The sequence below is a fragment of the Sphingobium sp. SG1 genome (assembly GCF_057063145.1).
The window spans coordinates 74,968-97,588 of sequence record NZ_JBVVOJ010000009.1; the positions used below are offsets into that span (position 1 = coordinate 74,968).

Here is a 22,621-nt window from a genome sequence, read left to right on the forward strand (position 1 = left end):
GCCCGAACCCTTGCCCCTGTGCCCTGCCAATGTCAAAGCAGACGGGACCGGATCGGCAGGAGGGGCGGGCATGGCCAGGCTGTTGGGGGCGATAATGGCGGGCGGACGCGCGACCCGCTTCGGCAGCGACAAGGCGGCGGCGCTGCTCGACGGGCGGCGGCTGATCGACCATGCGATCGATGCGCTCTCTCCCCATGTCGCCGCGATCGCGATCTGCGGCCGGACCGAGGAAGCCTATCTCAGCCTGCCCGACCGGCCGGGGCCGGACATGGGGCCGCTGGGCGGCCTCAACGCCGCGCTGCATCATGCCCAGGCCCACGGCTTTGACGGCGTGCTGACCAGCGGCTGCGACATGCCCTTCTATCCGGCCGACCTGCCCGCGCTGCTGATCGGCGAGCGGGCGGCAATCCTCGATGGGCAGCAGCTGCTCGGCTGGTGGCCGGCCGCGCTGGCGCCCGAACTGGACGCGCATCTGGCGGAAGAGAATAACCGATCGATCCGCGGCTGGCTGGCGCGGATTGGTGCGCGCACCGTGACGCTGCCGGGGCTGGTCCTGCCCAACATCAACCGGCCCGATGATCTGGCCGCGATCCGGCGCGATCGGGGGTAGCGCTCCCATTTTTTGCGGCGGGATGCGAAAAACACTTGTCCCCCCGCGCCATCCTGCCATTGTCCGGCGCGTCGGATGCGGGGAACGGGGATTCCCATGCACCGGACAGGGGCAAGGAGGGGTGCATGGATCTGGTCCATGTCGGCGCGGCGTTGGCGGTGCAGATGGTCGTCATTCTTGGCGCCTGTCGCCTGTCCGGCTGGCTGGTCGGCCGGTTCCTGCGCCAGCCACGGGTGATCGGCGACATGATCGCGGGCATCCTGCTTGGCCCCTCGCTGCTTGGCTGGCTGGCGCCGCAGGCCCAGGCGCTGCTCTTCCCGATCGAGACCCGGCCGCTGCTGCAGTTCGTCGCGCAGGCCGGCATCGGCCTCTACATGTTCCTGGTCGGCCTCGGCTTTCGCCGCGCGCATTTCCATCTTCAGGCGGGCAGCGCCGTTGCGGTTTCGCTGTGCGGCATCATCGCGCCCTTCCTGGGCGCGGTGGCGCTGACGCCCTGGCTGTCGGCCATGGGGCTGTTCGGGCCGACGGTCACGCCGTTCGAGGCGACCCTGTTCATCGGCGTCGCCATTTCCATCACCGCCTTTCCCGTGCTGGCGCGGATCATCCGCGAACGGGGGCTGGGTGGCACGCCGCTGGCCGCGCTGGCGCTGTCGGCCGGGGCGATCGACGATGCGATCGCCTGGTCGATCCTGGCGATCCTGCTCGCCTGCATCGGCGCGGACGGAATGATCGCGGTCCGGGCGCTGGGCGGCGGCGGGCTGTTCGCGATCGTCATGCTGTTCCTGGGCAGCCGGCTGCTGGCGCCACTCGCTCGCTGGGCGGAGCGGGAAGGGCGGGTCACGCCGGCCATGCTGCTGGTCGTGCTGCTGCTGTTCGGCGGTTGCGCCTGGGCGATGGACATGGCCGGACTGCATGCCGTGTTCGGCGGCTTCCTGCTGGGGGTGGCGATGCCGCGCGGCATCCTGTCGCAGGGGCTGGCCCGCAGGCTGGAGCCGACGACCATCGGCCTGCTGGTGCCGATCTTCTTCACCGTCTCCGGCCTCAATACGCAGGTAACGATGGTCAGCAGCCTGTCGCTGGCGCTGGTTGCGCTGGCGATCCTGGCGGTATCGATCCTGGCCAAGGGGGGCGCCTGCTGGGCGGCGGCGCGGCTGACCGGGCAGGACAATGTCACTGCGCTCGCCGTCGGCGCGCTGATGAATGCGCGCGGACTGATGGAATTGCTGGTCATCAATATCGGCCTGCAGCGCGGCATCATCGGGCCGGAACTGTTCGCCATGCTGGCGCTGATGACGATCGTGACGACGATGATGACGGTTCCGGCGATCGACCGGCTGGCGCGCCGGAAGGGGTTGGGCGGCCCGATTGCCGACGGGCCGGACGATGAACCCGCCGCGCGCGCCGTCGCGACGCCCGGTGCTGCCTGACCGATGCACCGCCCCATCCTGTTTCCCCTCCCGCTGGATTGACCGACATGCATGCAGATTTTCCGACGTCCGACCGGGTGGTGAAGCGGGTTGTCGTCGCCGGCGGGGGCACGGCCGGCTGGGTGACGGCGACCGCGCTGGTCCGCCATCTGGGGCCGCTGATCGACATCACGCTGATCGAATCCGACGCGATAGGCACCATCGGCGTGGGCGAATCCACCGTGCCGACCTTCCGCGGCTTCCACCAACTGATGAAGATCCGCGAAGACCGCTTCATGGCCGAGGCGCAGGCGACGGTGAAGCTGGGCATCGAGTTCAAAAATTGGGGACGGGTCGGCGACCGCTATATCCACCCGTTCGGCACGATCGGGCTGCAATGGAGCTGGATGGCCGATTTCCACCATTTCTGGCTGCATGCCAGGGCGCAGGGTTTTGGCGGCGAACTGGGCGAATATTGCCTGGAGTGGATGGCGGGCGAGGCCAATCGCATGTCGCTCAGCAGCTCGGTCGCGCCGAGCTATGCCTATCATATCGACGCGGCGCGCTATGCCCGCTTCCTGCGCAGCCTGGCCGAGCCGGCGGGGGTCAAGCGGGTCGAAGGCAAGATCCGCAATGTCGAACTGGCGCCCGAGAGCGGGCATATCGCCGCGCTGGTGCTGGAATCGGGCACGCGGATCGAGGGCGACCTGTTCATCGACTGCACCGGCTTTCGATCGCTGTTGCTGGGCGAGGCGCTGGGCGTCGGCTTCGAGGATTGGGGCCAGTGGATCCGCACCGACCGTGCGGTCGCAGTCCAGTCCACCTCCGACGGCCCGGCCCAGCCCTATACCTCGGCGATCGCGCATGAGGCGGGCTGGCGCTGGCGCATCCCGCTGCAGCATCGCGACGGCAACGGCTTCGTCTTCGCCAGCGATTTCATGTCCGACGATGAGGCGCATGCCCGGTTGCTGGCGGAAATCGAGGGGGAGCCGATCGTCGACCCATGGCTGGTTCGGTTCAAGACCGGCACCCGGACCAGGGCCTGGTACAAGAACTGCGTTGGCCTGGGGCTGGCCGGCGGCTTTATCGAGCCGCTCGAATCGACCAGCATCCACCTGATGATGGCGGCGGTGACGCGGCTGATCGAGGATTTCCCCTTCCACGGCTTCGACGACGCGCTGCTCGACCATTTCAACCGCAAGTCACGGCTGGAGTTCGAGAATATCCGCGATTTCATCATCCTTCACTATCATGTGACCCAGCGCGACGATTCCCCTTTCTGGGATCATTGCCGGACGATGGAGATACCCGACAGCCTGAAGGAAAGGCTGGCGCTGTGGCAGGAAAATGGCCGTGCCTATCAATTGGGGCATGAGCTGTTCCGCGTCGACAGCTGGTCGTCGGTGCTGCTGGGGCAGGGCATGCACCCGCGCGGCTATCATCATGTCGCGGCGATGATGCCTGAACCGCAGCTGCGCGAGGAGCTGGCGCGGATGCGCAAGGACATTGCCGGGGTCGTGGCGGAGATGCCCAGCCATCGCGAATTCCTGCGCCGCTATTGTCCGGCAGAATTGGTCTAGTCAAAAAATGCGCATCGGTAGAATATTTTTTGCAATGCACAATAAAACATAAAAAACCATTATTTTCAGTAAAATATAAATCTGTAAATCAAACCCTTAGGGACTTTAACCGATCATAGCATCATAATTGACAACGCTGGCCATTAGGCTAGCATGAGCGTCCAATAAGGCTCGATGTGGGCGAGCTGTTAAAAAAGGGAGGATTCTGAAATGGGCTTACCATATTCCAGATTCATGCGTTGCGCGTCTCTGATAGCGCTAACGTATAGCGTTACACCAACGGTGGCGCAGGCGCAGGACGCAGCCGTCCAGAATGCCGAAGCCGACATCATCGTCACCGGCGTGCGTGCCAGCCTTGATCGCGCGATCGACATCAAGCGCAATTCGAGCGGCGTGGTCGATGCCATTTCGGCCGAAGATATCGGCAAATTCCCCGACACCAACCTGGCGGAATCGCTGCAGCGTATCACCGGTGTGTCGATCGACCGCGTCAATGGCGAAGGGTCGCAGGTCACGGTCCGCGGCTTTGGCGGCGGCTTCAACCTGGTGACGCTGAACGGGCGCGCGCTGCCATCGGCCAATGTCACCTCCGTCGGCGGCGACCAGAATGCCGATTATTCGTCGGGCACCAGCCGCTCCTTCGACTTCGGCAATCTGGCGTCGGAAGGCGTCAGCACGCTGGAAGTCTACAAGACCGGTCGCGCCGCGATCCCGTCGGGCGGCATCGGCGCGTCGATCAACGTCGTCACCCGCAAGCCGCTCGACGCGCGCGAGGCGGGCTTCAGCGGCACGATCGGCGTCAAGGCGCTCTATGACACCAGCGTCGAGAAGAGCCTGAGCGACCCGGCCAAGATCACGCCCGAAGCATCGGGCCTGCTGAGCTGGCGCGACGAGAATGAAGTGTTCGGCGTTTCGATCTTCGGCAGCTATCAGAAGCGCAATTTCTCGACCCGCGGCGCGACCGTCAACAACTGGAACATCCGCCGTTACAGCCAGTTCGCCGATCCGGCCAACGGCTTCGTCAACGCCAATACCCAGATCAGCAACGCGCCGACCGACCCCAACACCCTGGTGTCGGTGCCCAATGACAGCAGCTATTATTATTCGCAGGGTTCACGCGAGCGCATCAACGGATCGGCGGTCATGCAATTCCGCCCGACCGAGACGCTGACCTTCACCGCCGACGCGCTGTTCGCCCAGAACAAGCAGCGGGAACAGCGTGCCAGCCAGGGCAACTGGTTCAACCGGCCCTTCGCCCAGGTGGAGTTTGACGGCAATCCGGTGGTCGCCACGACCAGCTATCTGCAGGAGAATATCGCCGGCGTTAAGGACGCGGCCTTCGAACAGGCCGAACGCGGCGTGCGCAACCGGTTGCAGGATTATGGCCTGAACGCGAAGTGGGAGATCAACGACCGCGTCACCCTGTCGATCGACGGCCATACTGGCCTGGCGCAAAGCTCGCCGGACAATCCCAATGGCGTGAGTTCGACGCTGGTGGGCCTGGGCGCGCCGATCGTGGCATCGCAGTCGGCCGATTTCAGCGGCGTCATCCCGGTTCAGTCGATCACCATCAACGATGCCCTGCGCGGCAACGGTAATGGCGTGCTGGACCTGGGTGACCTGGGTTCGCAGATGGGCCGCACCGTGTCCTCGGCGCAGCGCCAGCGGCTCAACGAGATCCGCGCCGACCTGGGCTGGGAACTGGATGATGGCGGCAGCCGCTTCGATGTCGGCGCCAATTACCGCACGTCCAAGATGCGCCAGACCCGCACCCAGACGCAGCAGACGCTGGGCGACTGGGGCATCAGCAATGTTGGCGATATCGCATCGGTCGCGCCGGGTGTGCTGCAGGAATATTGCCTGGTCTGCAAGTTCGACAATTTCGATGCCAAGGGCCAGGGCGCGACGCTGACCGCCTTCCAGGGCAGCGCCGTCGACCTCTATAATGCGCTGTCGCCTTATTATGCCCAGCGCGGCAATGCGATCGGCATCACCCAGCAGGAGGATAACCGGGTCAAGGAGGATATCTGGTCCGCCTATGGCCAGTTGACCTGGAAGGGCGAACTGGCGGGCCGTCCGGCATCGCTGGTGGTCGGCGCGCGCTATGAACGGACCAAGGTGCGTTCGACATCGCTGGTGGCGGTGCCGCAGGCGATCAACTGGGTGTCGGACAACGACTTCACTCTGGTGGTGTCGGATGAGGTCCAGCCGGTTTCGGACAGCGGCAATTACAACAACTTCCTGCCCGCGATGGACTTCCAGATCGAGCTGGCGAAGAATTTCATCGGTCGCTTCTCGTTCAGCAAGACCATTGCCCGGCCCGATTATGGCAATCTGTTCGTGGCAAGCTCGGTCGGCACGCCGCCGCGCCCGATCGCGCTCGGTGGCTTTGCCACTGGCTCGACCGGCAATGCTCGCCTGTCACCGCTGATTTCCGACAATCTCGATCTGTCGTTCGAATGGTATTACAAGCCGTCGAGCTATATTTCGGCGGGCGTGTTCGAAAAGCGGGTGCAGAACTTCGTCGGCACCGGCCAGACGACGCGCAACCTGTTCGGGCTGCGCGATGTCAGTTCGGGCGCGGCGGGATCGCGATCGGGCACGGCACTGGCTGAACTCAAGCGGCTGGGGGCTGACCCGAGCGACGTCAATCTGTTCACGATGACAGCATTGCTGCAGCAGCAGGGCAATATCGATGCCGCGTCACAGCAGTTCCAGGCGAACTATTCGAACGGGGCGCTCAGCCAGGCCTTCATCGACCAGGTGCTGACCGAAGTCGACCTGACGCCGGACGCCAATGACCCGCTCTACGATTTCGAGGTCACGCAGCCGATCAACAACCGGCAGGGCAAGATCTGGGGCTTCGAACTCGCGGCCCAGCATTTCTTCGGCAATACCGGTTTCGGTGTGTCGGCGGCCTATACGCTGGTCCGGGGTGACGTGGGCATCGATGTCGGCGCCGATCCGAGCGAGGACCAGTTCGCGCTGGTCGGCCTGTCGGATACCGCCAACGCCACGCTGATCTATGACAAGAACGGCCTGTCGGCCCGTCTCGCCTATAACTGGCGCGACAAGTTCCTGCAGTCGGCCAACCGTGGCGGCGGCGATCGCAACCCGGTGTTCGTGCGCCCGTTCGGCCAGCTCGATCTCAACATCAGCTGGGATGTGTCGGAACAGTTTGCCGTCTCGTTCGAGGCGATCAACCTGACCGAGAGCGACATCCGCACCTATGGCCGCGACAAGAGCAACCTGTGGTATGCGCAGGAACTGGACCGTCGCTTCCTGCTGGGTGGGCGCTTCCGCTTCTAAGGGGGGAGCCGGGGCCGTCCTGCCGGGCGGCCCCGACTTTCACAATTGCGTCGTGCGGACTGCATCGAGGCGGGCCACGCAAAGGGCTTTTCCTGCGCCGCCGACGCCCTACTATGGCCGCCCGTTCATGCGGCACGCCGGATATTCCATGACCAGCACGATGATACTCGATCCCATCACCCATGCCGCGCTTCGGGTCGCACCGGGCAATGGCGCTGCCTTTGGGGATGCCGTCAACCAGACCCTGATCTTCCCGACCGAGATCGACGCGATCCAGCGGGAATATCCGATCCTGATCCAGCGCGATGGCCAGGGCGCCTGGCAGCTCACGGCGCTGCTGGGGTTCGATCGCGACGAAAATCTGTTTCTCGACGCCGGGGGCTGGACCGCACGCTATGTGCCCGCCGTCCATCGGCGCGGCCCTTTCCTGATCGGCATGCAGCAGCGCGACGGCGAAGATCATCCGGTGATCCATGTCGACCTCGACGATCCGCGCGTCGGCGCGGCGGGCGAAGCGCTGTTCCTGCCCCATGGCGGCAATGCGCCCTATCTGGATCATGTCGCCGATGCGCTGCGCACCATCCATGAGGGCCATGGCCTGAGCGCGCCGATGTTTGCCGCGTTCGAGCAGGCCGGGCTGCTGGCGCCGATTGCGCTGGAGATCGCGATCGACGACGCGCAGCGCTATGACATTGCCGGTCGCTTCACCATCGATGCCGATCGGCTGGAGGCGCTGGATGGTCCGACGCTGCAGGCGCTGCATCAGGCGGGCCTGTTGCAACTGGCCTATGCGATCCGCTCCTCGCTCGCCAATATCGAGGATCTGATCGTGCGCAAGCGGGCGCGGCAGGCGGCGTGACGCTGCGCCAGACCCGGCGGATTGCCGCCAGCGACCTGACGCCTGGCTGGCTCGACGATCTGATGGCGGCGCAGAGGCCGGTCGTGATCGGCGGACTGGTCGATGGCTGGCCACTGGTCGCTGCCGGGCGGCTATCGGCGCAGGCGGCGATGGACCGATTGCTGGCCAATTATGGCGGCGCGCCGGTCACCGGCTATGTCGGGGCGCAGGAGGCCGGGGGCCGCTTCTTCTACAATGATGAACTGACCGGCTTCAATTTCGATCGCGGGCAGGCGCCGCTGCCCCATTATCTCGATAGGATCCGGGCGGATGCCAGTGACGACGGACCGGCCATCTATATCGGATCGACCGATGTCGACCGCTATTTCCCCGGCCTGCGCGCCGACCATGACCTGCCCGGCCTGTTCGGTGCGGCGGTGCCGACCGTCAGCCTGTGGATCGGCAACCGGACAGTCGCCGCGACCCATTATGACAGCTCGCACAACCTGGCCTGTTGCCTGGTCGGGCGGCGGCGCTTCACTTTGTTTCCGCCCGATCAGGTGGGCAATCTCTATCCCGGCCCGCTATCGCCGACGCCCGGCGGCCAGGTGGTCAGCATGGTCGATCCCGCGGCGCCCGACCTGGCCCGTTATCCGCGCTTTGCGCAGGCGCTGGCGGCCGGTGAGGTGGCCGAACTGGAGCCGGGCGACGCGCTCTTCTACCCGGCGCTCTGGTGGCATCAGGTCGAGGCGCGCGACGGCTTCAACATCATGATGAACTATTGGTGGGACGCCGTCCCCGACTTCATCGACACGCCGATGGCGACACTGCTGCACGGGCTGCTCAGCATCCGCGAGCGGCCGGAGCCCGAGCGCATGGCCTGGCGCGCGCTGTTCGACCATTATCTGTTCGGACCGATAGAGCATGCGCGCGACCATCTGCCCGATCATGCGAAGGGACCGTTGGCGCCGCTGACGCCGCTGGAGGCGCGACGCCTGCGGGCCATGGTGATGCAACGCCTCAACCGCTGAAAGGGCGGTGCCAATCGATCGTTGCGCGTGATTTATGATAACGCTATCAATTGCGCAAATCGCAAGGAGAGGATGATATGACGATCAAGCGCGGAATGTGCCTGCACGCATGGCCGCTGGCCCTGGGACTGGCGCTCGCCGCCTGCCAGCAGGCGCCGGAACAGAAGGGCGAACAGAAGACAGAACAGGCGGCCGGCAATGCCGCGAGCGGCAAGCGCGATGCGTCCGAATATCTGTCCCAGCCGCTGGTCAGCGACATCTACACCGCCGATCCGTCCGCCCATGTGTGGAACGGCAAGATCTATGTCTATCCCAGCCACGACATTGACGGGCCGACGCCCGAGGATGATCTGGGCAGCCATTTCGAGATGCGCGACTATCATGTCCTGTCGATGGACAAGATCGGCGGGCCGGTGACGGTCGGGCCGGTGGCGCTGGACGTGAAGGATGTGCCCTGGGCCGACAAGCAGATGTGGGCGCCCGACGCGGCCTACAAGAACGGCACCTATTATCTCTACTTCCCGGCCAAGGACAAGGAAGGCGCCTTCCGTATCGGTGTGGCGACCTCGAAGGATCCGATGGGGCCGTTCAAGGCCCAGCCGCAACCGATCAAGGGCAGCTATTCGATCGATCCGGCCGTCTTCACCGACGCCGACGGCCAGAGCTATATCTATTTCGGCGGCATCTGGGGCGGCCAGTTGCAGCGCAATATCGGCGGGAAATATGATCCGGACGGGTCGAAGACCGACCTGAAACAGGATGACAAGCCGGCGATCGCGCCGCGCGTCGCCAGGCTGAACGGCGACATGCTGGAATTTGCCGAAACCCCGCGCGAGATCCAGATCCTGGACGACAAGGGCAAGCCGCTGCTGGGCGGCGACCATGATCGCCGCTTCTTCGAGGCGTCGTGGATGCACAAGCATGATGGCAAATATTATTTCAGCTATTCGACCGGCGACACCCATTATCTGGTCTATGCCGTCGGCGATTCTCCTTATGGTCCCTTCACCTACAAGGGCCGTATCCTGGAGCCGGTCGAAGGCTGGACCACCCATCATTCGATCGTCGAATGGGGCGGCAAGTCCTGGCTATTCTACGCTGACAGCCAGTTGTCGGGGCAGACTCGCCTGCGCAACGTCAAGGTGACGGAATTGCGCTACAATGCCGATGGCAGCATCCAGACGATCAATCCGCTGCTGCCCAAGAAGGGCGCCGCGCACTGAGGATTGAGGGAAGCGCGGCGATCATGTCGCGCTTCCCCCTTCATGTCATGCGCCGGGCAGCGTGGTCCATTTGGCGTCGCCCGCCGCATTGGCGATGACGGTTTCGACGAAGCCCATGGTTTGCAGACCGTCCCCGACCGACGGGAACCAGGCTTCGCCGCCCCGGATGCGCGTGGCGAAGGCGCGGTAGAGATTGGCGAACGCCTCGATATAGCCTTCGGGATGGCCGCTGGGCGTGCGCAGCAGCGGCAGGGTCGAGGGCAGCAGGCCCGGCCCGGCCGCGCGCAGCACTTCGGTGGGCCGATCCAGCCAGCGCAGGGTCAGCGTGTTGGGCTCCATCTGCGCCCACTCCAGCCCGCCATGTTCGCCATGGATGCGCAGTTTCAGCCCATTTTCGTCGCCGGCCGCGACCTGCGTGGCCTTGAGGATGCCGCGCGCGCCATTGTCGAGGCGCAGCAGCACATTGACGTCGTCGTCGAGCCGGCGCCCCTCGACATGGATGCTGAGGTCGGCGCAGATTTCGCTGACGCGCAGGCCCGACACATGTTCGGCCAGGTGAAAGGCATGGGTGCCGATGTCGCCCAGGCAGCCGCCCAGGCCCGCACGGGCGGGATCGGTGCGCCATTCGGCCTGCTTGTTGCCATCGCGGTCGATCGCCTGGCTGAGCCAGCCTTGCGAATATTCGACCTGCACCAGCCTGATCTTGCCGAAATCACCGCGCGCGACGCGCGCCCGCGCCTCTTCCACCAGCGGATAGCCGCTATAGGTGAAGGCGAGGCCGAAATGCCGGCCCGAGCGTTCGGCAGCGGCAGCGATCTGGCGCGCCTCGGCCAGATCGAGCGCCATCGGCTTTTCGCAGAAGACATGGAAACCCGCGTCGAGCGCGGCGATCGCCATCGGCGCGTGGAGATGATTGGGCGTTACGATCGACAGGGCATCGATCCGCTCGTCCGCCGGCAGCGCCTGTTCGCCCGCCAGCAGCGCGTCGAGCGAATCATAGGTGCGCGCCGGGTCGATTCCCAGCGCCTCGCCCGAGCGCCGGTTGCGATCCGTGTCGCCGCTGAAGGCGCCGGCCGCCAGTCGCCAATCACCATCCAGTGCTGCGGCAGCGCGGTGGATCGCCCCGATAAAGGCGCCTTCGCCACCGCCGACCATGCCCAGGCGCAACGCTTTTCCTGCCATCCTCTTCTCCTTCGTAATTAGTCGACAGACCGTTCATTCTGCCTCTTGATCTTCCGATCATATTGGAACAGTTTACCGGTAAATAAAAGCCACAGACAAGACGGAGAGTCGAGGGTGCAAAGGGTAATGGGCTTCGGCCTGGTAGCGCTCGCAACGGGCGCAGTGATGATCCCCGCCATATCGAGCCAGGCGCAGACCGCACCAGCGGCGCCGCCGGCCTTCAACGCCTGCCGCGCCTGCCACAGCGTGCAGCCCGGCGGCAAGAGCGGCCTTGGCCCCAATCTGGTCGGCGTCGTCGGCCGCACCGCCGGCACCCTGGCCGGCTTCAACTATTCCCCCGCGCTCAAGGCGTCGAAGCTGAAATGGGACGAGAAGGCGCTGGACGAATATCTCGCCGCGCCGACCAAGAAGGTGCCCGGCAGCCGCATGCCCATCTCCACGCCCGATCCGGCCAAGCGCGCCGCGATCATCACCTATCTCAAGAGCGTGAAATGACGGCGGCGAAGGGCGCGATGCGCGGCCCGGCCATCTTCCTGGCGCAGTTCATGGGCGATGCCGCCCCGTTCGACAATCTGGACAATGCCGCGCGCTGGATGGCGCAGGCCGGCTATAAGGGCATTCAGGTGCCCAGCAACGATCCGCGCTGCATGGACCTCAAGCTGGCGGCGGAAAGCCAGGATTATTGCGATGAGCTGATCGGTCGCTGCAGCGAGGCCGGGGTCGAGATTTCGGAACTGTCGACCCATTTGCAGGGCCAGTTGGTCGCGGTCCACCCGGCCTATGATGCCGCCTTCGACGCATTCGCGCCGGCCGAACTGCGCGGCAAGCCGGCCGAGCGGCAAGCCTGGGCGGTCGAGCAGATGAAGCTGGCGGCCGTGGCCAGCCGGCGGCTGGGGCTGAAGGCGCATGCGACCTTCTCCGGCGCGCTGGCCTGGCCCTTCGTCTATCCCTGGCCGCAGCGGCCGGCGGGTCTGGTGGAAGAGGCCTTTGCCGAACTGGGGAAGCGCTGGCGCCCGATCCTGGACGCGTTCGACGAACAGGGGATCGACCTCTGCTACGAACTGCATCCGGGCGAGGATCTGCATGACGGCCTGACCTTCGAGCGGTTCCTGGATGCTGTCGGCGGCCACAAGCGCGCCAACATCCTCTATGATCCCAGCCATTTCGTGTTGCAGGCGATGGACTATCTGCAGTTCATCGACTTCTATCATGACCGCATCAGGATGTTCCACGTCAAGGATGCGGAGTTCAACCCGACCGGTCGCGCGGGCGTCTATGGCGGCTATGCCGACTGGGTCGACCGGCCCGGCCGTTTCCGCTCGCTGGGCGACGGCCAGGTCGACTTCACCGGCATATTCTCGCGCCTGACCCAATATGGCTATGATGGCTGGGCGGTGCTGGAATGGGAATGCTGCCTGAAACATCCCGAGGATGGCGCACGCGAAGGCGCGCCCTTCATCGAAGCGCACATGATCCGCCGGCCCGAACGGGCCTTCGACGATTTCGCAGGGGGCGGTGATCCCGCCAACAACCGGCGCTGGCTGGGGCTCAGCTGACACCGCAACCGACGATCGACACATGTCCCGACCGGAAGGCCGGCGGGACCAAAGGGAGAGGAGCCGACATGACGGCGATTAACCGGCACAGACTTTTCTGGCTGAGCGTCCTGGCGCTGTTCACCGCCTCGATGAGCGCATCGCTCCGCGCGGCGGTGGCGAGCAGCCTGAAGGCGGAATGGATCGACCCGATCGCCCCGATCGCGGCCGGCGAGATGATCGGGGCGGCGCTGGGATCGGCCTTCCTGGGCTTTTCCATCACCGTCTTCGTCGTCAGCGCCTTTCTCGACACGATCGGCATCCGCCGCGTGCTGATCGGCTGCGGCATCGCCTTCCTGATCGGCACGACGCTGATCGTGGGTGCGGGCAGCATGGCGACCGGCATGACCGTCTATCACCTCGTATGGCTGGGCATGCTGCTGTCGGGCATCGGCTGGGGCTTTGCCGAAGCGTCGATCAATCCGCTGACCGCCCGCCTCTACCCCGAGGATACGACCCATCGCCTCAACGTGCTGCACGCCTGGTATCCCGGCGGGCTTATCGTCGGCGGCCTTGCCGGCGTGTTCCTCGCCTCGGCGCTGCCCTGGCAGGCGATCATGGCGCTGGCCTATATCCCCGCCATCGGCGTCGTATTGATCGCCTCCACCACCCGCTTCCCCGCACCGCCCGCCACCGCCGGCAGCCGGGCGATGAAGGACATGATGCTGGAGGTGGTCCGTCGCCCCAGCTTCTTCATCTGGTTCAGCGCGATGTTCCTGACAGCCTCGTCCGAACTGGCGCCGGGCCAGTGGCTCGACGTCGCGCTCAGCAACCGGGTCGGCATGCGCGGCATATTGCTGCTGGTCTATGTCAGCGCGCTGATGTTCGTGTTCCGCCATTTTGCCGGACGGATCGCCGGCCGCCTGTCCAACCCCGGCCTGCTCTGGGTGTCGAGCCTGCTCGCCGCGATCGGCCTGTTCATGCTGTCGCAGGCGCAGTCGCCCGCCTCCGCCATCCTCGCCTCCACCGTCTGGGGCCTGGGCGTATGCGCGATGTGGCCGACGATGCTGGCGTCGGTGGCCGAACGTTATCCGCGCGGTGACGCCTGGGCGCTGGGGCTGGTGGGCTCGGCCGGCGCGCTTGCCAGCTTCTTCGTGCTGCCGCGGCTGGGCGAGATGTTCGATCAGGCCAAGGTGGAACTGGCCGGTGGGCCGGAAGCCTTCACCCGCCTGACCGGACCGGCGTTGCGCGCGGTGGAGGATGCGGCCGCGTCGCAATCCTTCGCCCGCCTCGCCTTCGTGCCGCTGATCCTGCTGGTCGTGTTCGGGCTGATCTGGCTGTCCGACCGGCGCGCCGGTCGTCGGGCGGAGGCCGTGGCATGAAGCTGTCGCGCAGAAACCTGATCGCCGCCGGCGTCGCCGCAGCCGCCAGCCCCGCCATCGCCGCTGCGGCCGGCAAGGGATCCTCCAATGCCGCCCGCTTCTCGCTCGGCTACGCCCCGCATGAAGGCAGCTTTACCAGCCGGGGCGGATTGCTGGAGCAGATCGCCTATGCCGCCGACCAGGGCTTTCGCGCCTGGGAGGATAATGAGGCACGCAAGCGTCCGGTCGAACAGCAGGAAGCCATGGCCAGGGCGCTGGCGCAGCGCGGCATGACCATGGGCGTGTTCGTCGCCAGCATGCCCAAATGGGCGGAGTTCCGCCCGCTGCTCGGCAGCAATGACGATGCCGAACGCGAAGCCTTCCTGGCCGACATCCGCACATCGGTGGAGGTCGCCAAGCGGCTGAACGCGAAACATGCGACCGTCGTTACCGGCTTCATGGACCGCAAGGTGCCGCAGGATATCCAGACCGGCCGGATCATCGATTGCATGCGCCGCGCCGGCGACATCGTCGCGCCGCACGGCCTGACGCTGGTGATGGAGCCGCTCAATACGCGGACCAACCATCCCGGCGTCTATATGCAGTCGATCGCCCAGGGCTATGCGGTGGCGCGCGGCGCCAACAGTCCGGGCGTCAAGATATTGGCGGACCTCTATCATGAGCAGATCCAGTCCGGGAACCTGATCCCGACGCTGGAGGCCTGCTGGGCGGAGGTCGGCTATATCCAGTTCGGCGACAATCCCGGCCGCAAGGAACCGGGCACCGGCGAGATCAACTACGCCAATATCGTCCGCTGGCTGCGGGGCCGCAATTATGGCGGCGTGATCGGCATGGAACATGGCAATTCGCTGGCCGGACGCGAGGGCGAGGATCGGCTGGTCGCCGCTTATCGCGCCATCGACCAAATATAAGATGAGAGGAGGACGAGGATGAAAATCATCCCGACTGGCTTTGCAGGGACGGGTATCGCGCTGGCCACGGCTCTGCTGGTGGGCACAGCGGCGCAGGCGCAAGACAAGCCTGGCAAGCTGGGTTTCAAGGACACGCCGATCCTGCCCGGCGGCAACTGGCACGTCCATGATCCCGATCGCCCCGCCCCCACCGTCGTCACCCCGGCGGCACAGGCCGGCGGTGCACAGGCCGGCGGCGCACCGTCCGACGCAACCATCCTGTTCGACGGCAAGTCGCTCGACGCATGGCGCGGCGAGCGTGGCCCCTGGACGCTGGAAAAGGGGATCATGACCATCCCGCCGCGCAGCCAGAGCGGCGGCGAGAACAACCTGATATCGAAGCAGGAATTTGGCGACGTCCAGTTGCATCTTGAATTTCGGTCGCCCAATCCGCCGACCAAAAGCTCGCAGGATCGCGGCAATAGTGGCATCTGGTTCATGCAGCGCTATGAAGTGCAGATCCTGGATGGCTATCAGAACCCGACCTATGCCGACGGCACGGTCGGCGCGGTCTATGCCTGGAAGCCGCCACTGGTGAACCCATCGCGCCAGCCGGGTGAATGGCAGAGCTATGACATCATCTTCGAACGGCCGCGTTTCGCCGCCGACGGCAGCCTGGTCCGGCCGGCCTATGTCACAGCGCTGCTGAACGGCGTGCTGGTGCAAAATCATCAGGCGATGCTGGGCACCACCAAATGGCGTTCGATCGCCCAATATCAGGCCCATGGGGACAAGGCGCCGATCCAGTTGCAGGATCATGACAGCCCCGTGTCCTTCCGCAACATCTGGGTCCGGCCGCTGCCGGATGAAGCCATCGCACAGGATCTGAAGGGAGCAGGACAATGATGGACCGCAGACATGCGCTGGCGGGCATGGTCGCCATGTTCGGCGCCGGGCTGTTCGCACCGCTGGCGCGCGCCGCCGGGGTGATGCCCGCCGCTGGCGTGATCGACCAGGGCGCACCCAGCCTGCAACTGTTCACGCCCGATCAGCGGGCGCTGATGACCGCGCTGTGCGAACGGATATTGCCGGCGACCGACACGCCCGGCGCGATCGAGGCCGGCGTCCCCGCCTATATCGAGAAATTGCTGGCCGACTGGTCGGTGGCGGAGGATCGCGATCCGGTCATCGCCGGTCTTGCCGAAATCGATGCGCGCAGCTGGCAGGATTACAAGATCCCCGCGACCAAGGCATCGGCGGCGCAGCATGACGCGCTGCTGACCCTGGCGATGAACGACCAGATCCCCAAGGGCGAGGAGTTTTTCGAGGCGTTCCGCCAGATGGTGATCGTGGGCTATTACACGTCCGAGATCGGGATCACCCAGGAACGCGAATATCTGCCGGTGCCGGGCGAATATAACGGCGCCTTCCCCTATTCCCAGGTCAACAAGGTCTATTCCGCATGAACCTCAACCGTCGTTCCATGATGCTGGGCGCCGGCGGCCTGGCCGCCCTCGCCGCCTCCCCCTTCGCCGCGCAGGCCGCCAGGGCCTCCGGCAAGATCGCCAGCATCGGCCTGCAACTCTACACCGTGCGCGAGCTGTTCGCCGCCGATCCGGTCGCCACCTTGGAGAAGGTCGCCAAGGTCGGCTATCGCGAGGTCGAATTTGGCGGTGGCGGCTATGACGCCATGGACCACAAGCTGCTGCGTAGCACGATGGACCGGCTGGGCCTCACCTGCCCGTCGCTCCACATCGGCTATGACGCGCTGCTCGACAAGTTCGACGCCAGCGTGGCGATGGCCAGAACGCTGGGCGCGGGCACCGTCGTCCTGCCCTATATGGTCGACAAATATCGCAATGCGGAAGCTTGGAAGGCTGCGCTGGTCAACATCAACCGCTTCGGTGCGCAGCTCAAGGCCGCGGGCCTGGGCTTTGCCTATCATAATCATGATTTCGAATTCACCACCAAGCCGGACGGCGTCAGCCTGTTCGACCAGCTGGTGAAGGCATGCGACCCCGAACTGGTGAAGATCGAACTGGATCTCTACTGGGCGATCTATGCCGGGCAAGATCCGCAGGCGCTGATCCGCAGCCTCGCCGGCCGCATCTATTCCTATCATGTGAAGGATATGCGCGCGGACCGCAGCATGACCTCGGTCGGCAGCGGCACGGTCGATTTCGCCGCGATCTTCAAGCTCAATGCCATCGCCGGCGTCCAGCATTTCTATGTCGAGAATGACCAGGCACCCGCGCCCTATATTCCCGACATCACAAAGAGCTTCCAGACGCTGCACGCGCTGCGCTTCTGACCACTGGCCTGCCTCAAGACAGAAAACTCCAGGAGAGGACATCATGGCTTCGACAGACAGATACGATGCGATCGTCATCGGTTCGGGCATCAGCGGCGGCTGGGCTGCCAAGGAATTGACGGAAAAGGGGCTGCGGGTGCTGATGCTCGACCGCGGCCATATGGTCGAACATGGCGAGGATTATACCTATGACGGCAAGCCCGCCTATGAGGTGCCCGCCCGCAACATCATGCCCGACCCGCTCAAGCAGAGCGATTATTTCATCGCCCAGCATGGCTATGTCGCCCCCAGCAACCAGGCTTTCTACAATAATGACCGCCTGAACCCCTATGATTATGGCGCTGGCAGCAAATTCTACTGGATCCGCCCCGCGGCGGTCGGCGGCAAGTCGCTGATCTGGGGCCGCTGGAGCTTCCGCTGGAGCCCGGCCGATTTCGAGGCGAACAAGCGCGAGGGCATCGGCGGCGACTGGCCGATCCGCTATGAGGATCTGGTCCCCTGGTACAGCTATGTCGAAAAATATATCGGCGTATCGGGATCGCGCGAAAATCTGGCCTATCTGCCCGACAGCGAGTTCCAGCCGCCGATGCCGATGAACATCGCGGAAAAATGGATGAAGCAGCGGCTGGAAACGCAATTCCCCGGCCGCAAGATGATCAATGCGCGTCTGTCCAACATGACCGAGGACAAGCCCGAACAGAACCGCACCAAATGCCAGTTGCGCAACCAGTGCGGCAATGGCTGCTCCTTCGGCGCCTATTTCTCGACCCAGGCGGTCACCCTGCCGGCTGCGCGGGCAACCGGGCGGCTGACCTTGCGGTCCGACGCGGTCGTCACCAACCTCGATTATGATCCGGCGACCAAGAAGGTCAGCGGCGTGCGCTTCGTCGATGCCAAGACCGGGCAGGCCGAAACCGTGTCCGCGCGGCTGGTGTTCCTGTGCGCATCGGCGCTGGCCTCGACCCAGATCCTGATGAACTCGCGCCCGGCGGGCAGCGGCAAGAGCCATTTCGACAGCAGCGGGACGCTGGGCCGCTATGTCATGGACCATATCTTCCGCGTCGGCGTGAAGGGCGACATTCCCGGCATGGAGGAGTTCATCGAATATGGCCGCCGTCCTGGCGCCATCTATGTCCCGCGCTTCCGCAACAATGGCGACAGCGAAGATGTCGGCTTCAAGCGCGGCTATGGCTATCAGGGCGGCGCCTATCGCGAACCGTCCAAGCCGGTCGGCTTCGGCGCTTCGATGAAGCAGGGCATGCGCAAATATGGCGGCTGGAAATTCCAGATGGGCGCCTTTGGCGAATGCCTGCCCTATGAGGATAATTATGTCGCGCTGAGCCCCGACAAGACCGACCGGTTCGGCATGCCGCTGATGCAGTTCAACGTCACCTTCCGCGACAATGAGATGCGGATGATGGCGGACGCGCGCGAACAGGGCGAAAAGATGCTGCGTGCGGCAGGCCTGACCAACGTCACCAGTTCGGTCCGCGAACATGTGCCGGGCGACGCCATCCACGAAATGGGCGGCGCTCGCATGGGTGCCGATCCGCGCGCATCGGTGCTCAACCAGTGGAGCCAGGCGCATGATGCCAGCAATCTGTTCGTCACCGACGGCGCGCAGATGGCGTCCATCTCCTGCGTCAATCCGTCGCTGACCTTCATGGCGCTGACTGCCCGCGCGGTCGACCATGCGGTCAAGGAAATGAAGGCAGGCCGGGTCTGACAGGGGCGGCCCACTCCCGACGCTGTGCTGCGCCGCAAAACCGGCTATCAGGGGCCATGAGGATGAGCTTCTGATGGCCCGGCGGCGGGAAAATGGCGTGACGATCCGCGCCGTGGCGGAACGGGCCGGCGTGTCGGCGATGACGGTATCCAACGTCATCAACGGCGCCGGCCGCGCCAGCGCGACCACGGTCGCGACGGTGCAGGCGGCGATCGCGGAACTGGGCTATGTGCCCAATCTGGCCGCCCGGCGCCTGGCCAAGGCGCGGGCGACGACGGTGGGCCTCATCTACAGCAACCGGCGCACGCCCTTTCTCGATGCCGTTCTGGTTGGATCGCTGCGGGCGACCAACGCCAATGGGCTGCAACTGATCCTGCGCGACGGCGATGGCGTGACGCTGGACGAGGCCGAACGCATTGCCCAGGAACTGGTGCGCAGCGGCGCCGATGCACTGCTGCTGATCCCCCCCTTTGCCGAGCAGTTGAGCGGATCGGCGATATTGCCGGCGCTCGGCGTGCCTTTCGCCGCGATCGCCACCGGCACGCCGCTGTCGGGCATATCGACGGTGCGGATCGACAATCAGGCGGCGATGGAGGCGCTGACCCGGCGCGTCATCGCCGATGGCCATCGCCGCATCGCCTATGTCGCCGGCCCCGATCATTACAGCGTGGTCGCCGCCCGGCTCGACGGCTTCTACGCCGCCCTCCAGGATGCCGGCCTGCGCGTGGACGATAGCCTGATCGTCGAGCATAGCGCATTCGACCATGCGTCCGGCATGGCGGCGGCGCAGGCGCTGCTCGCCCGGCCCGACCGGCCGACCGCGATCCTGTGCAGCAGCGACGATCTGGCGGCGGGCGTCATCGCCCAGGCCGGACAGATGGGGCTGACCCTGCCCCATGATCTGAGCGTCACCGGGTTCGACGACACCATCCTCGCCTCGCGCGTCTGGCCGCCGCTGACCGTGATCCGCCAGCCGGTCGAGGACATGGCCTTTCGCGCCACCCAATGCCTGATCGGCGCGCTCGGCAAGGGCGGGATGCGCGTCAGCGACGAGATATTCGACCATCAACTGGTGCAGCGCGCGTCGATCGCGCCGGCCAGCACTTAGGGTTTCACCGGGTGGCGCGGATCGCCGCCCTTTCAGCGACAGGGGACAGAGCATCATGGAAACGAGCAGAAGGGAATTGGCCGCGATGATGGCATTGGGCGGCGCAGGCATGGCCCTGACCTCGACACAGGCCTCGGCACAGGCCGCGACCCCGGCTCAGGCGAAGCTGGTCCATCATGTCTTCTTCTGGCTGAAGCGGCCGGGCAACCAGGCTGATCGCGACCAGTTGATCGCCGGCCTGCGCACGCTGCGCGCCATCCCCGTGATCCGCGACCTGCAGATCGGCGTGCCCGCCAGCACCGAAAAGCGCGACGTGGTCGATTCCTCCTTCGACGTGTCGGAACTGATGGTCTTCGACAATGCGGTCGACCAGAAAGTCTATCAGGACCACGCAATCCATCAGGCCTTCGTCAAATCCTGCGAGCATCTGTGGCAGAAGGTCGTGGTCTACGACATGCAGGTCGTGCCGGATCGCTGAGCCGGGCATCGCAAGACGGCCCGATCCGCGCTAGGGTCAATGACATTCAGCCCTGACGGCCTGCAAATGGCGGCCTTCCGCGCTTCCGGTGCTCACGTACTTTAAGTACGCTGCGCTCCGGATCACGGAAAACCACCATTTTCGTCACGTCATCATCTGAATGTCGATTGCCCCTAGGGTCGATCATCAGCCTGAACGAGAGAAGATCATGATTCTGCCGGATATTCTTGCCCCCACCTATGTCCAGATGCTGGGCGCCCTGTCGGCCTGGCTGGCCAAGGCCGGGAAACAGGATGGCACGGCGCAAACATTGCCGGGCGCGCGGCTGGCGCCGGATATGTTCCCGCTGTCGACCCAGATCCGCTTCGCCTGCGTCCAGGCGCAGGAGGGCATGTACCGGTTGCGCGGCGAAGCCTTCCCGCCACTGGTCGGGCAGTTGCTCGATGAAGGCCGCAACGCGGGCGAGCATCCCGGATCGATCGCCGATGCGCAGGCAAGAATAGCCGAGACGATTGCGATCGTGGAAAGCCTTGCGGCGGATGTGCCGTCCATCGATCCGGCTGCGCCGATCGCCCATGCACTGCCGCAGGGCATGATCTTCGACCTCACCGCCGGCCAATTCGTCCGCGACTGGGCGTTGCCGCAATTCTACTTCCACATCATGACCGCCTACGCGATCCTGCGGGCACAGGGCGTGGACCTAGGCAAGGTCGATTATGTGGCCCACATGTTCCCCTATTTGCGGCCCGGCACCCTGCCTGCGCAATGAGGTGACATAGCGGCGGCAGCGCACGCTGTGGTTCATGGCCATGGAGCCGCGTCGTGGCCCGTTTTCGGCATTGCCGTTCATCACCGGCGCGACGCCGATCCTATGTCTCGGCAGACAGGGCATGGATCGGCAGCAGGGCCGCGCCGAAGGTGATCGGCGATCCATGCAGGTTCGATATTCTGACCGGCGGGCGGCGATGATGGACCGTGGTGACGAGGTCCGCCTGATGCAGGCGATCGGCCAGCCCCTGCAGGATGGTCGATGGTAAGGTGCCGGCCAGCACGATCGCCCCTGGATCGAGCCAGGCGAAGGCGGTGTTGCTGACCATCTGCAATTGCTCGGCCGCCCGGTCCAGCCAGATGTCGATCGTCGGTGCCTGGTCGGCAGCATGGAAATCAATGTCCGCGACCGAGGATAGGTCGCAACCATTGCTGCGCAGCATCGCCAGCAGATCCAGCGGGCTGGGACGCGGCAGATGCCCTGGAAACAGGCAGCCAATCTCGCCCGCCACGCCATATTGACCGCGCATCAGGCGCCCGTCGACAATGACGCCGGCGCCGATGCCGAAGCCCAGCAGCAGCACGACGATCGTGCCGAAATCGCGCAGCAGGCCACCCAGATAATATTCGGCGATCGCGGCGGCATTGGCGTCATTCTCGATCCAGAGCGGCCAGCCCATTTCGGCGGACAATATGTCGCGCAGCGGCGCGTCCCGCCAGTTGGGCAGGACGTCGACGACGCTCCACCGATCGCCGGTCGGCGACAGGGATGGTCCCGGCACCGCGACGCCCAGACCCAGCATGCGGCGTCCCAGCAGGCCGTGCCGGTCCACCAGTTCATGCGTCATGCGCCGCACCTTGCGGGCAAAACCCTGCGGATCGATCGGCGCAACGGCCTCATGATGGGTGGCGATGGTGGCGCCGGTGAAATCGACCAGGGCGATGTCGATGAAGCCCTTGTGCGCCGTCGCGCCGACCGCATAGCCGCCATGGCCGGCCAGCCGCAGGGGAATGGCCGGGCGCCCGCGGCCCTGTGCTTCCGCGCCAGGCACTTCCTCCACCAGATTGAGCCCGATCAGGTCGCGCGACAGGCGGGTGAGGGCGGTGCCGCTGATTTCCAGTGCGGATGCCAGCGCGGAACGGGACAGTGGCCCTGACTTGCGCAGCATCTGGAGGATGCGCCGCTGGTCCTTGTCCAGAGTGGGAAACTGCATGATCGATCCCGCTATCGGTGAAAAGCGACG

20 protein-coding genes are annotated in these 22,621 nt (G+C 65.1%); 18 read left to right on the plus strand and 2 right to left on the minus strand.

Annotated features, from left to right (window positions below):
- Positions 1-70: 70 nt before the first annotated feature.
- The 7 genes from mobA (at position 71) to AC0KVN_RS18505 (ending at position 9,997) form a co-directional block, all read left to right on the plus strand.
- The gene (mobA, locus tag AC0KVN_RS18475; protein WP_434404142.1) at positions 71-610 is read left to right on the plus strand and encodes a molybdenum cofactor guanylyltransferase; all 540 of its coding nucleotides are present in this window, start codon (positions 71-73) and stop codon (positions 608-610) included.
- A gap of 125 nt (positions 611-735) precedes the next feature.
- Positions 736-2,037, plus strand: a complete 1,302-nt coding sequence (locus AC0KVN_RS18480; RefSeq protein WP_435567598.1) for a cation:proton antiporter — start codon at positions 736-738, stop codon at positions 2,035-2,037.
- Between the two features lie 47 nt (positions 2,038-2,084).
- The gene (locus AC0KVN_RS18485; RefSeq protein WP_435567597.1) at positions 2,085-3,596 is read left to right on the plus strand and encodes a tryptophan halogenase family protein; all 1,512 of its coding nucleotides are present in this window, start codon (positions 2,085-2,087) and stop codon (positions 3,594-3,596) included.
- A gap of 282 nt (positions 3,597-3,878) precedes the next feature.
- Entirely contained in the window at positions 3,879-6,905 is a 3,027-nt protein-coding gene (locus AC0KVN_RS18490) for a TonB-dependent receptor (RefSeq protein WP_122129920.1), read from the plus strand.
- Between the two features lie 148 nt (positions 6,906-7,053).
- Complete coding sequence (locus AC0KVN_RS18495; RefSeq protein ID WP_278984913.1) at positions 7,054-7,764, plus strand: SapC family protein; 711 nt, start codon at positions 7,054-7,056, stop codon at positions 7,762-7,764.
- Positions 7,761-8,774, plus strand: coding sequence for a cupin-like domain-containing protein (locus tag AC0KVN_RS18500; RefSeq protein ID WP_435567596.1), 1,014 nt, complete (start codon positions 7,761-7,763; stop codon positions 8,772-8,774). Before AC0KVN_RS18495 ends, AC0KVN_RS18500 begins: the two co-directional genes overlap by 4 nt.
- Before the next feature lie 77 nt (positions 8,775-8,851).
- Entirely contained in the window at positions 8,852-9,997 is a 1,146-nt protein-coding gene (locus tag AC0KVN_RS18505) for a glycoside hydrolase family 43 protein (RefSeq protein ID WP_125997991.1), read from the plus strand.
- Positions 9,998-10,042: 45 nt separating this feature from the next.
- Here the strand turns inward: AC0KVN_RS18505 and AC0KVN_RS18510 are convergent, their stop codons facing one another.
- Positions 10,043-11,179 carry a Gfo/Idh/MocA family protein gene (locus AC0KVN_RS18510; protein WP_435567595.1) on the minus strand — a complete coding sequence of 379 codons (1,137 nt, stop codon included), beginning with the start codon at positions 11,177-11,179 and terminating at the stop codon, positions 10,043-10,045.
- Positions 11,180-11,305: 126 nt separating this feature from the next.
- Here AC0KVN_RS18510 and AC0KVN_RS18515 point away from each other — a divergent pair, with 126 nt between their 5' ends.
- From AC0KVN_RS18515 to AC0KVN_RS18565, 11 genes are all read left to right on the plus strand, one after another.
- Positions 11,306-11,674: a c-type cytochrome gene (locus tag AC0KVN_RS18515; protein WP_097385111.1), complete on the plus strand. Its 369-nt coding sequence runs from the start codon at positions 11,306-11,308 to the stop codon at positions 11,672-11,674.
- Positions 11,671-12,735, plus strand: coding sequence for a sugar phosphate isomerase/epimerase family protein (locus AC0KVN_RS18520; protein ID WP_435567594.1), 1,065 nt, complete (start codon positions 11,671-11,673; stop codon positions 12,733-12,735). The genes AC0KVN_RS18515 and AC0KVN_RS18520 overlap by 4 nt, the downstream gene beginning before the upstream one ends.
- A gap of 68 nt (positions 12,736-12,803) precedes the next feature.
- Positions 12,804-14,096: an MFS transporter gene (locus tag AC0KVN_RS18525; RefSeq protein ID WP_435567593.1), complete on the plus strand. Its 1,293-nt coding sequence runs from the start codon at positions 12,804-12,806 to the stop codon at positions 14,094-14,096.
- Positions 14,093-15,007, plus strand: a complete 915-nt coding sequence (locus tag AC0KVN_RS18530; protein ID WP_435567592.1) for a hydroxypyruvate isomerase family protein — start codon at positions 14,093-14,095, stop codon at positions 15,005-15,007. Before AC0KVN_RS18525 ends, AC0KVN_RS18530 begins: the two co-directional genes overlap by 4 nt.
- A gap of 18 nt (positions 15,008-15,025) precedes the next feature.
- Positions 15,026-15,892, plus strand: a complete 867-nt coding sequence (locus AC0KVN_RS18535; RefSeq protein ID WP_435567591.1) for a 3-keto-disaccharide hydrolase — start codon at positions 15,026-15,028, stop codon at positions 15,890-15,892.
- On the plus strand, positions 15,889-16,452 hold the full coding sequence (locus AC0KVN_RS18540; protein ID WP_159367489.1) for a gluconate 2-dehydrogenase subunit 3 family protein: 564 nt from the start codon (positions 15,889-15,891) through the stop codon (positions 16,450-16,452). The genes AC0KVN_RS18535 and AC0KVN_RS18540 overlap by 4 nt, the downstream gene beginning before the upstream one ends.
- Complete coding sequence (locus tag AC0KVN_RS18545) at positions 16,449-17,297, plus strand: sugar phosphate isomerase/epimerase family protein (protein WP_435567590.1); 849 nt, start codon at positions 16,449-16,451, stop codon at positions 17,295-17,297. The genes AC0KVN_RS18540 and AC0KVN_RS18545 overlap by 4 nt, the downstream gene beginning before the upstream one ends.
- A gap of 43 nt (positions 17,298-17,340) precedes the next feature.
- Positions 17,341-19,023, plus strand: coding sequence for a GMC oxidoreductase (locus tag AC0KVN_RS18550; RefSeq protein WP_063141431.1), 1,683 nt, complete (start codon positions 17,341-17,343; stop codon positions 19,021-19,023).
- A 73-nt stretch (positions 19,024-19,096) separates the two neighbouring features.
- Positions 19,097-20,131 carry a LacI family DNA-binding transcriptional regulator gene (locus AC0KVN_RS18555; RefSeq protein WP_010336391.1) on the plus strand — a complete coding sequence of 345 codons (1,035 nt, stop codon included), beginning with the start codon at positions 19,097-19,099 and terminating at the stop codon, positions 20,129-20,131.
- 55 nt (positions 20,132-20,186) lie between these two features.
- Positions 20,187-20,609 carry a Dabb family protein gene (locus AC0KVN_RS18560; protein WP_483656255.1) on the plus strand — a complete coding sequence of 141 codons (423 nt, stop codon included), beginning with the start codon at positions 20,187-20,189 and terminating at the stop codon, positions 20,607-20,609.
- Positions 20,610-20,817: 208 nt separating this feature from the next.
- Positions 20,818-21,378: a DUF1993 domain-containing protein gene (locus tag AC0KVN_RS18565; protein ID WP_125997985.1), complete on the plus strand. Its 561-nt coding sequence runs from the start codon at positions 20,818-20,820 to the stop codon at positions 21,376-21,378.
- A gap of 100 nt (positions 21,379-21,478) precedes the next feature.
- On the opposite strand, the gene AC0KVN_RS18570 is transcribed toward AC0KVN_RS18565, so the two are convergent.
- Positions 21,479-22,591 (minus strand): ROK family protein, encoded by a 1,113-nt coding sequence (locus AC0KVN_RS18570; RefSeq protein WP_435567588.1) that lies wholly within the window; start codon positions 22,589-22,591, stop codon positions 21,479-21,481.
- Between the last annotated feature and the right edge of the window lie 30 nt (positions 22,592-22,621).

Excerpts from the sequence above, each read along its gene's own strand:
- mobA (WP_434404142.1), top strand. The coding sequence starts at position 71 with ATGGCCAGGCTGTTGGGGGCGATAATGGCGGGCGGACGCGCGACCCGC.
- AC0KVN_RS18480 (WP_435567598.1), top strand. The coding sequence starts at position 736 with ATGGATCTGGTCCATGTCGGCGCGGCGTTGGCGGTGCAGATGGTCGTC.
- AC0KVN_RS18485 (WP_435567597.1), top strand. The coding sequence starts at position 2,085 with ATGCATGCAGATTTTCCGACGTCCGACCGGGTGGTGAAGCGGGTTGTC.
- AC0KVN_RS18495 (WP_278984913.1), top strand. The coding sequence starts at position 7,054 with ATGACCAGCACGATGATACTCGATCCCATCACCCATGCCGCGCTTCGG.
- AC0KVN_RS18505 (WP_125997991.1), top strand. The coding sequence starts at position 8,852 with ATGACGATCAAGCGCGGAATGTGCCTGCACGCATGGCCGCTGGCCCTG.
- AC0KVN_RS18510 (WP_435567595.1), bottom strand. The coding sequence starts at position 11,179 with ATGGCAGGAAAAGCGTTGCGCCTGGGCATGGTCGGCGGTGGCGAAGGC.
- AC0KVN_RS18515 (WP_097385111.1), top strand. The coding sequence starts at position 11,306 with ATGGGCTTCGGCCTGGTAGCGCTCGCAACGGGCGCAGTGATGATCCCC.
- AC0KVN_RS18520 (WP_435567594.1), top strand. The coding sequence starts at position 11,671 with ATGACGGCGGCGAAGGGCGCGATGCGCGGCCCGGCCATCTTCCTGGCG.
- AC0KVN_RS18525 (WP_435567593.1), top strand. The coding sequence starts at position 12,804 with ATGACGGCGATTAACCGGCACAGACTTTTCTGGCTGAGCGTCCTGGCG.
- AC0KVN_RS18530 (WP_435567592.1), top strand. The coding sequence starts at position 14,093 with ATGAAGCTGTCGCGCAGAAACCTGATCGCCGCCGGCGTCGCCGCAGCC.
- AC0KVN_RS18535 (WP_435567591.1), top strand. The coding sequence starts at position 15,026 with ATGAAAATCATCCCGACTGGCTTTGCAGGGACGGGTATCGCGCTGGCC.
- AC0KVN_RS18540 (WP_159367489.1), top strand. The coding sequence starts at position 15,889 with ATGATGGACCGCAGACATGCGCTGGCGGGCATGGTCGCCATGTTCGGC.
- AC0KVN_RS18545 (WP_435567590.1), top strand. The coding sequence starts at position 16,449 with ATGAACCTCAACCGTCGTTCCATGATGCTGGGCGCCGGCGGCCTGGCC.
- AC0KVN_RS18550 (WP_063141431.1), top strand. The coding sequence starts at position 17,341 with ATGGCTTCGACAGACAGATACGATGCGATCGTCATCGGTTCGGGCATC.
- AC0KVN_RS18555 (WP_010336391.1), top strand. The coding sequence starts at position 19,097 with ATGGCCCGGCGGCGGGAAAATGGCGTGACGATCCGCGCCGTGGCGGAA.
- AC0KVN_RS18560 (WP_483656255.1), top strand. The coding sequence starts at position 20,187 with ATGGAAACGAGCAGAAGGGAATTGGCCGCGATGATGGCATTGGGCGGC.
- AC0KVN_RS18565 (WP_125997985.1), top strand. The coding sequence starts at position 20,818 with ATGATTCTGCCGGATATTCTTGCCCCCACCTATGTCCAGATGCTGGGC.
- AC0KVN_RS18570 (WP_435567588.1), bottom strand. The coding sequence starts at position 22,591 with ATGCAGTTTCCCACTCTGGACAAGGACCAGCGGCGCATCCTCCAGATG.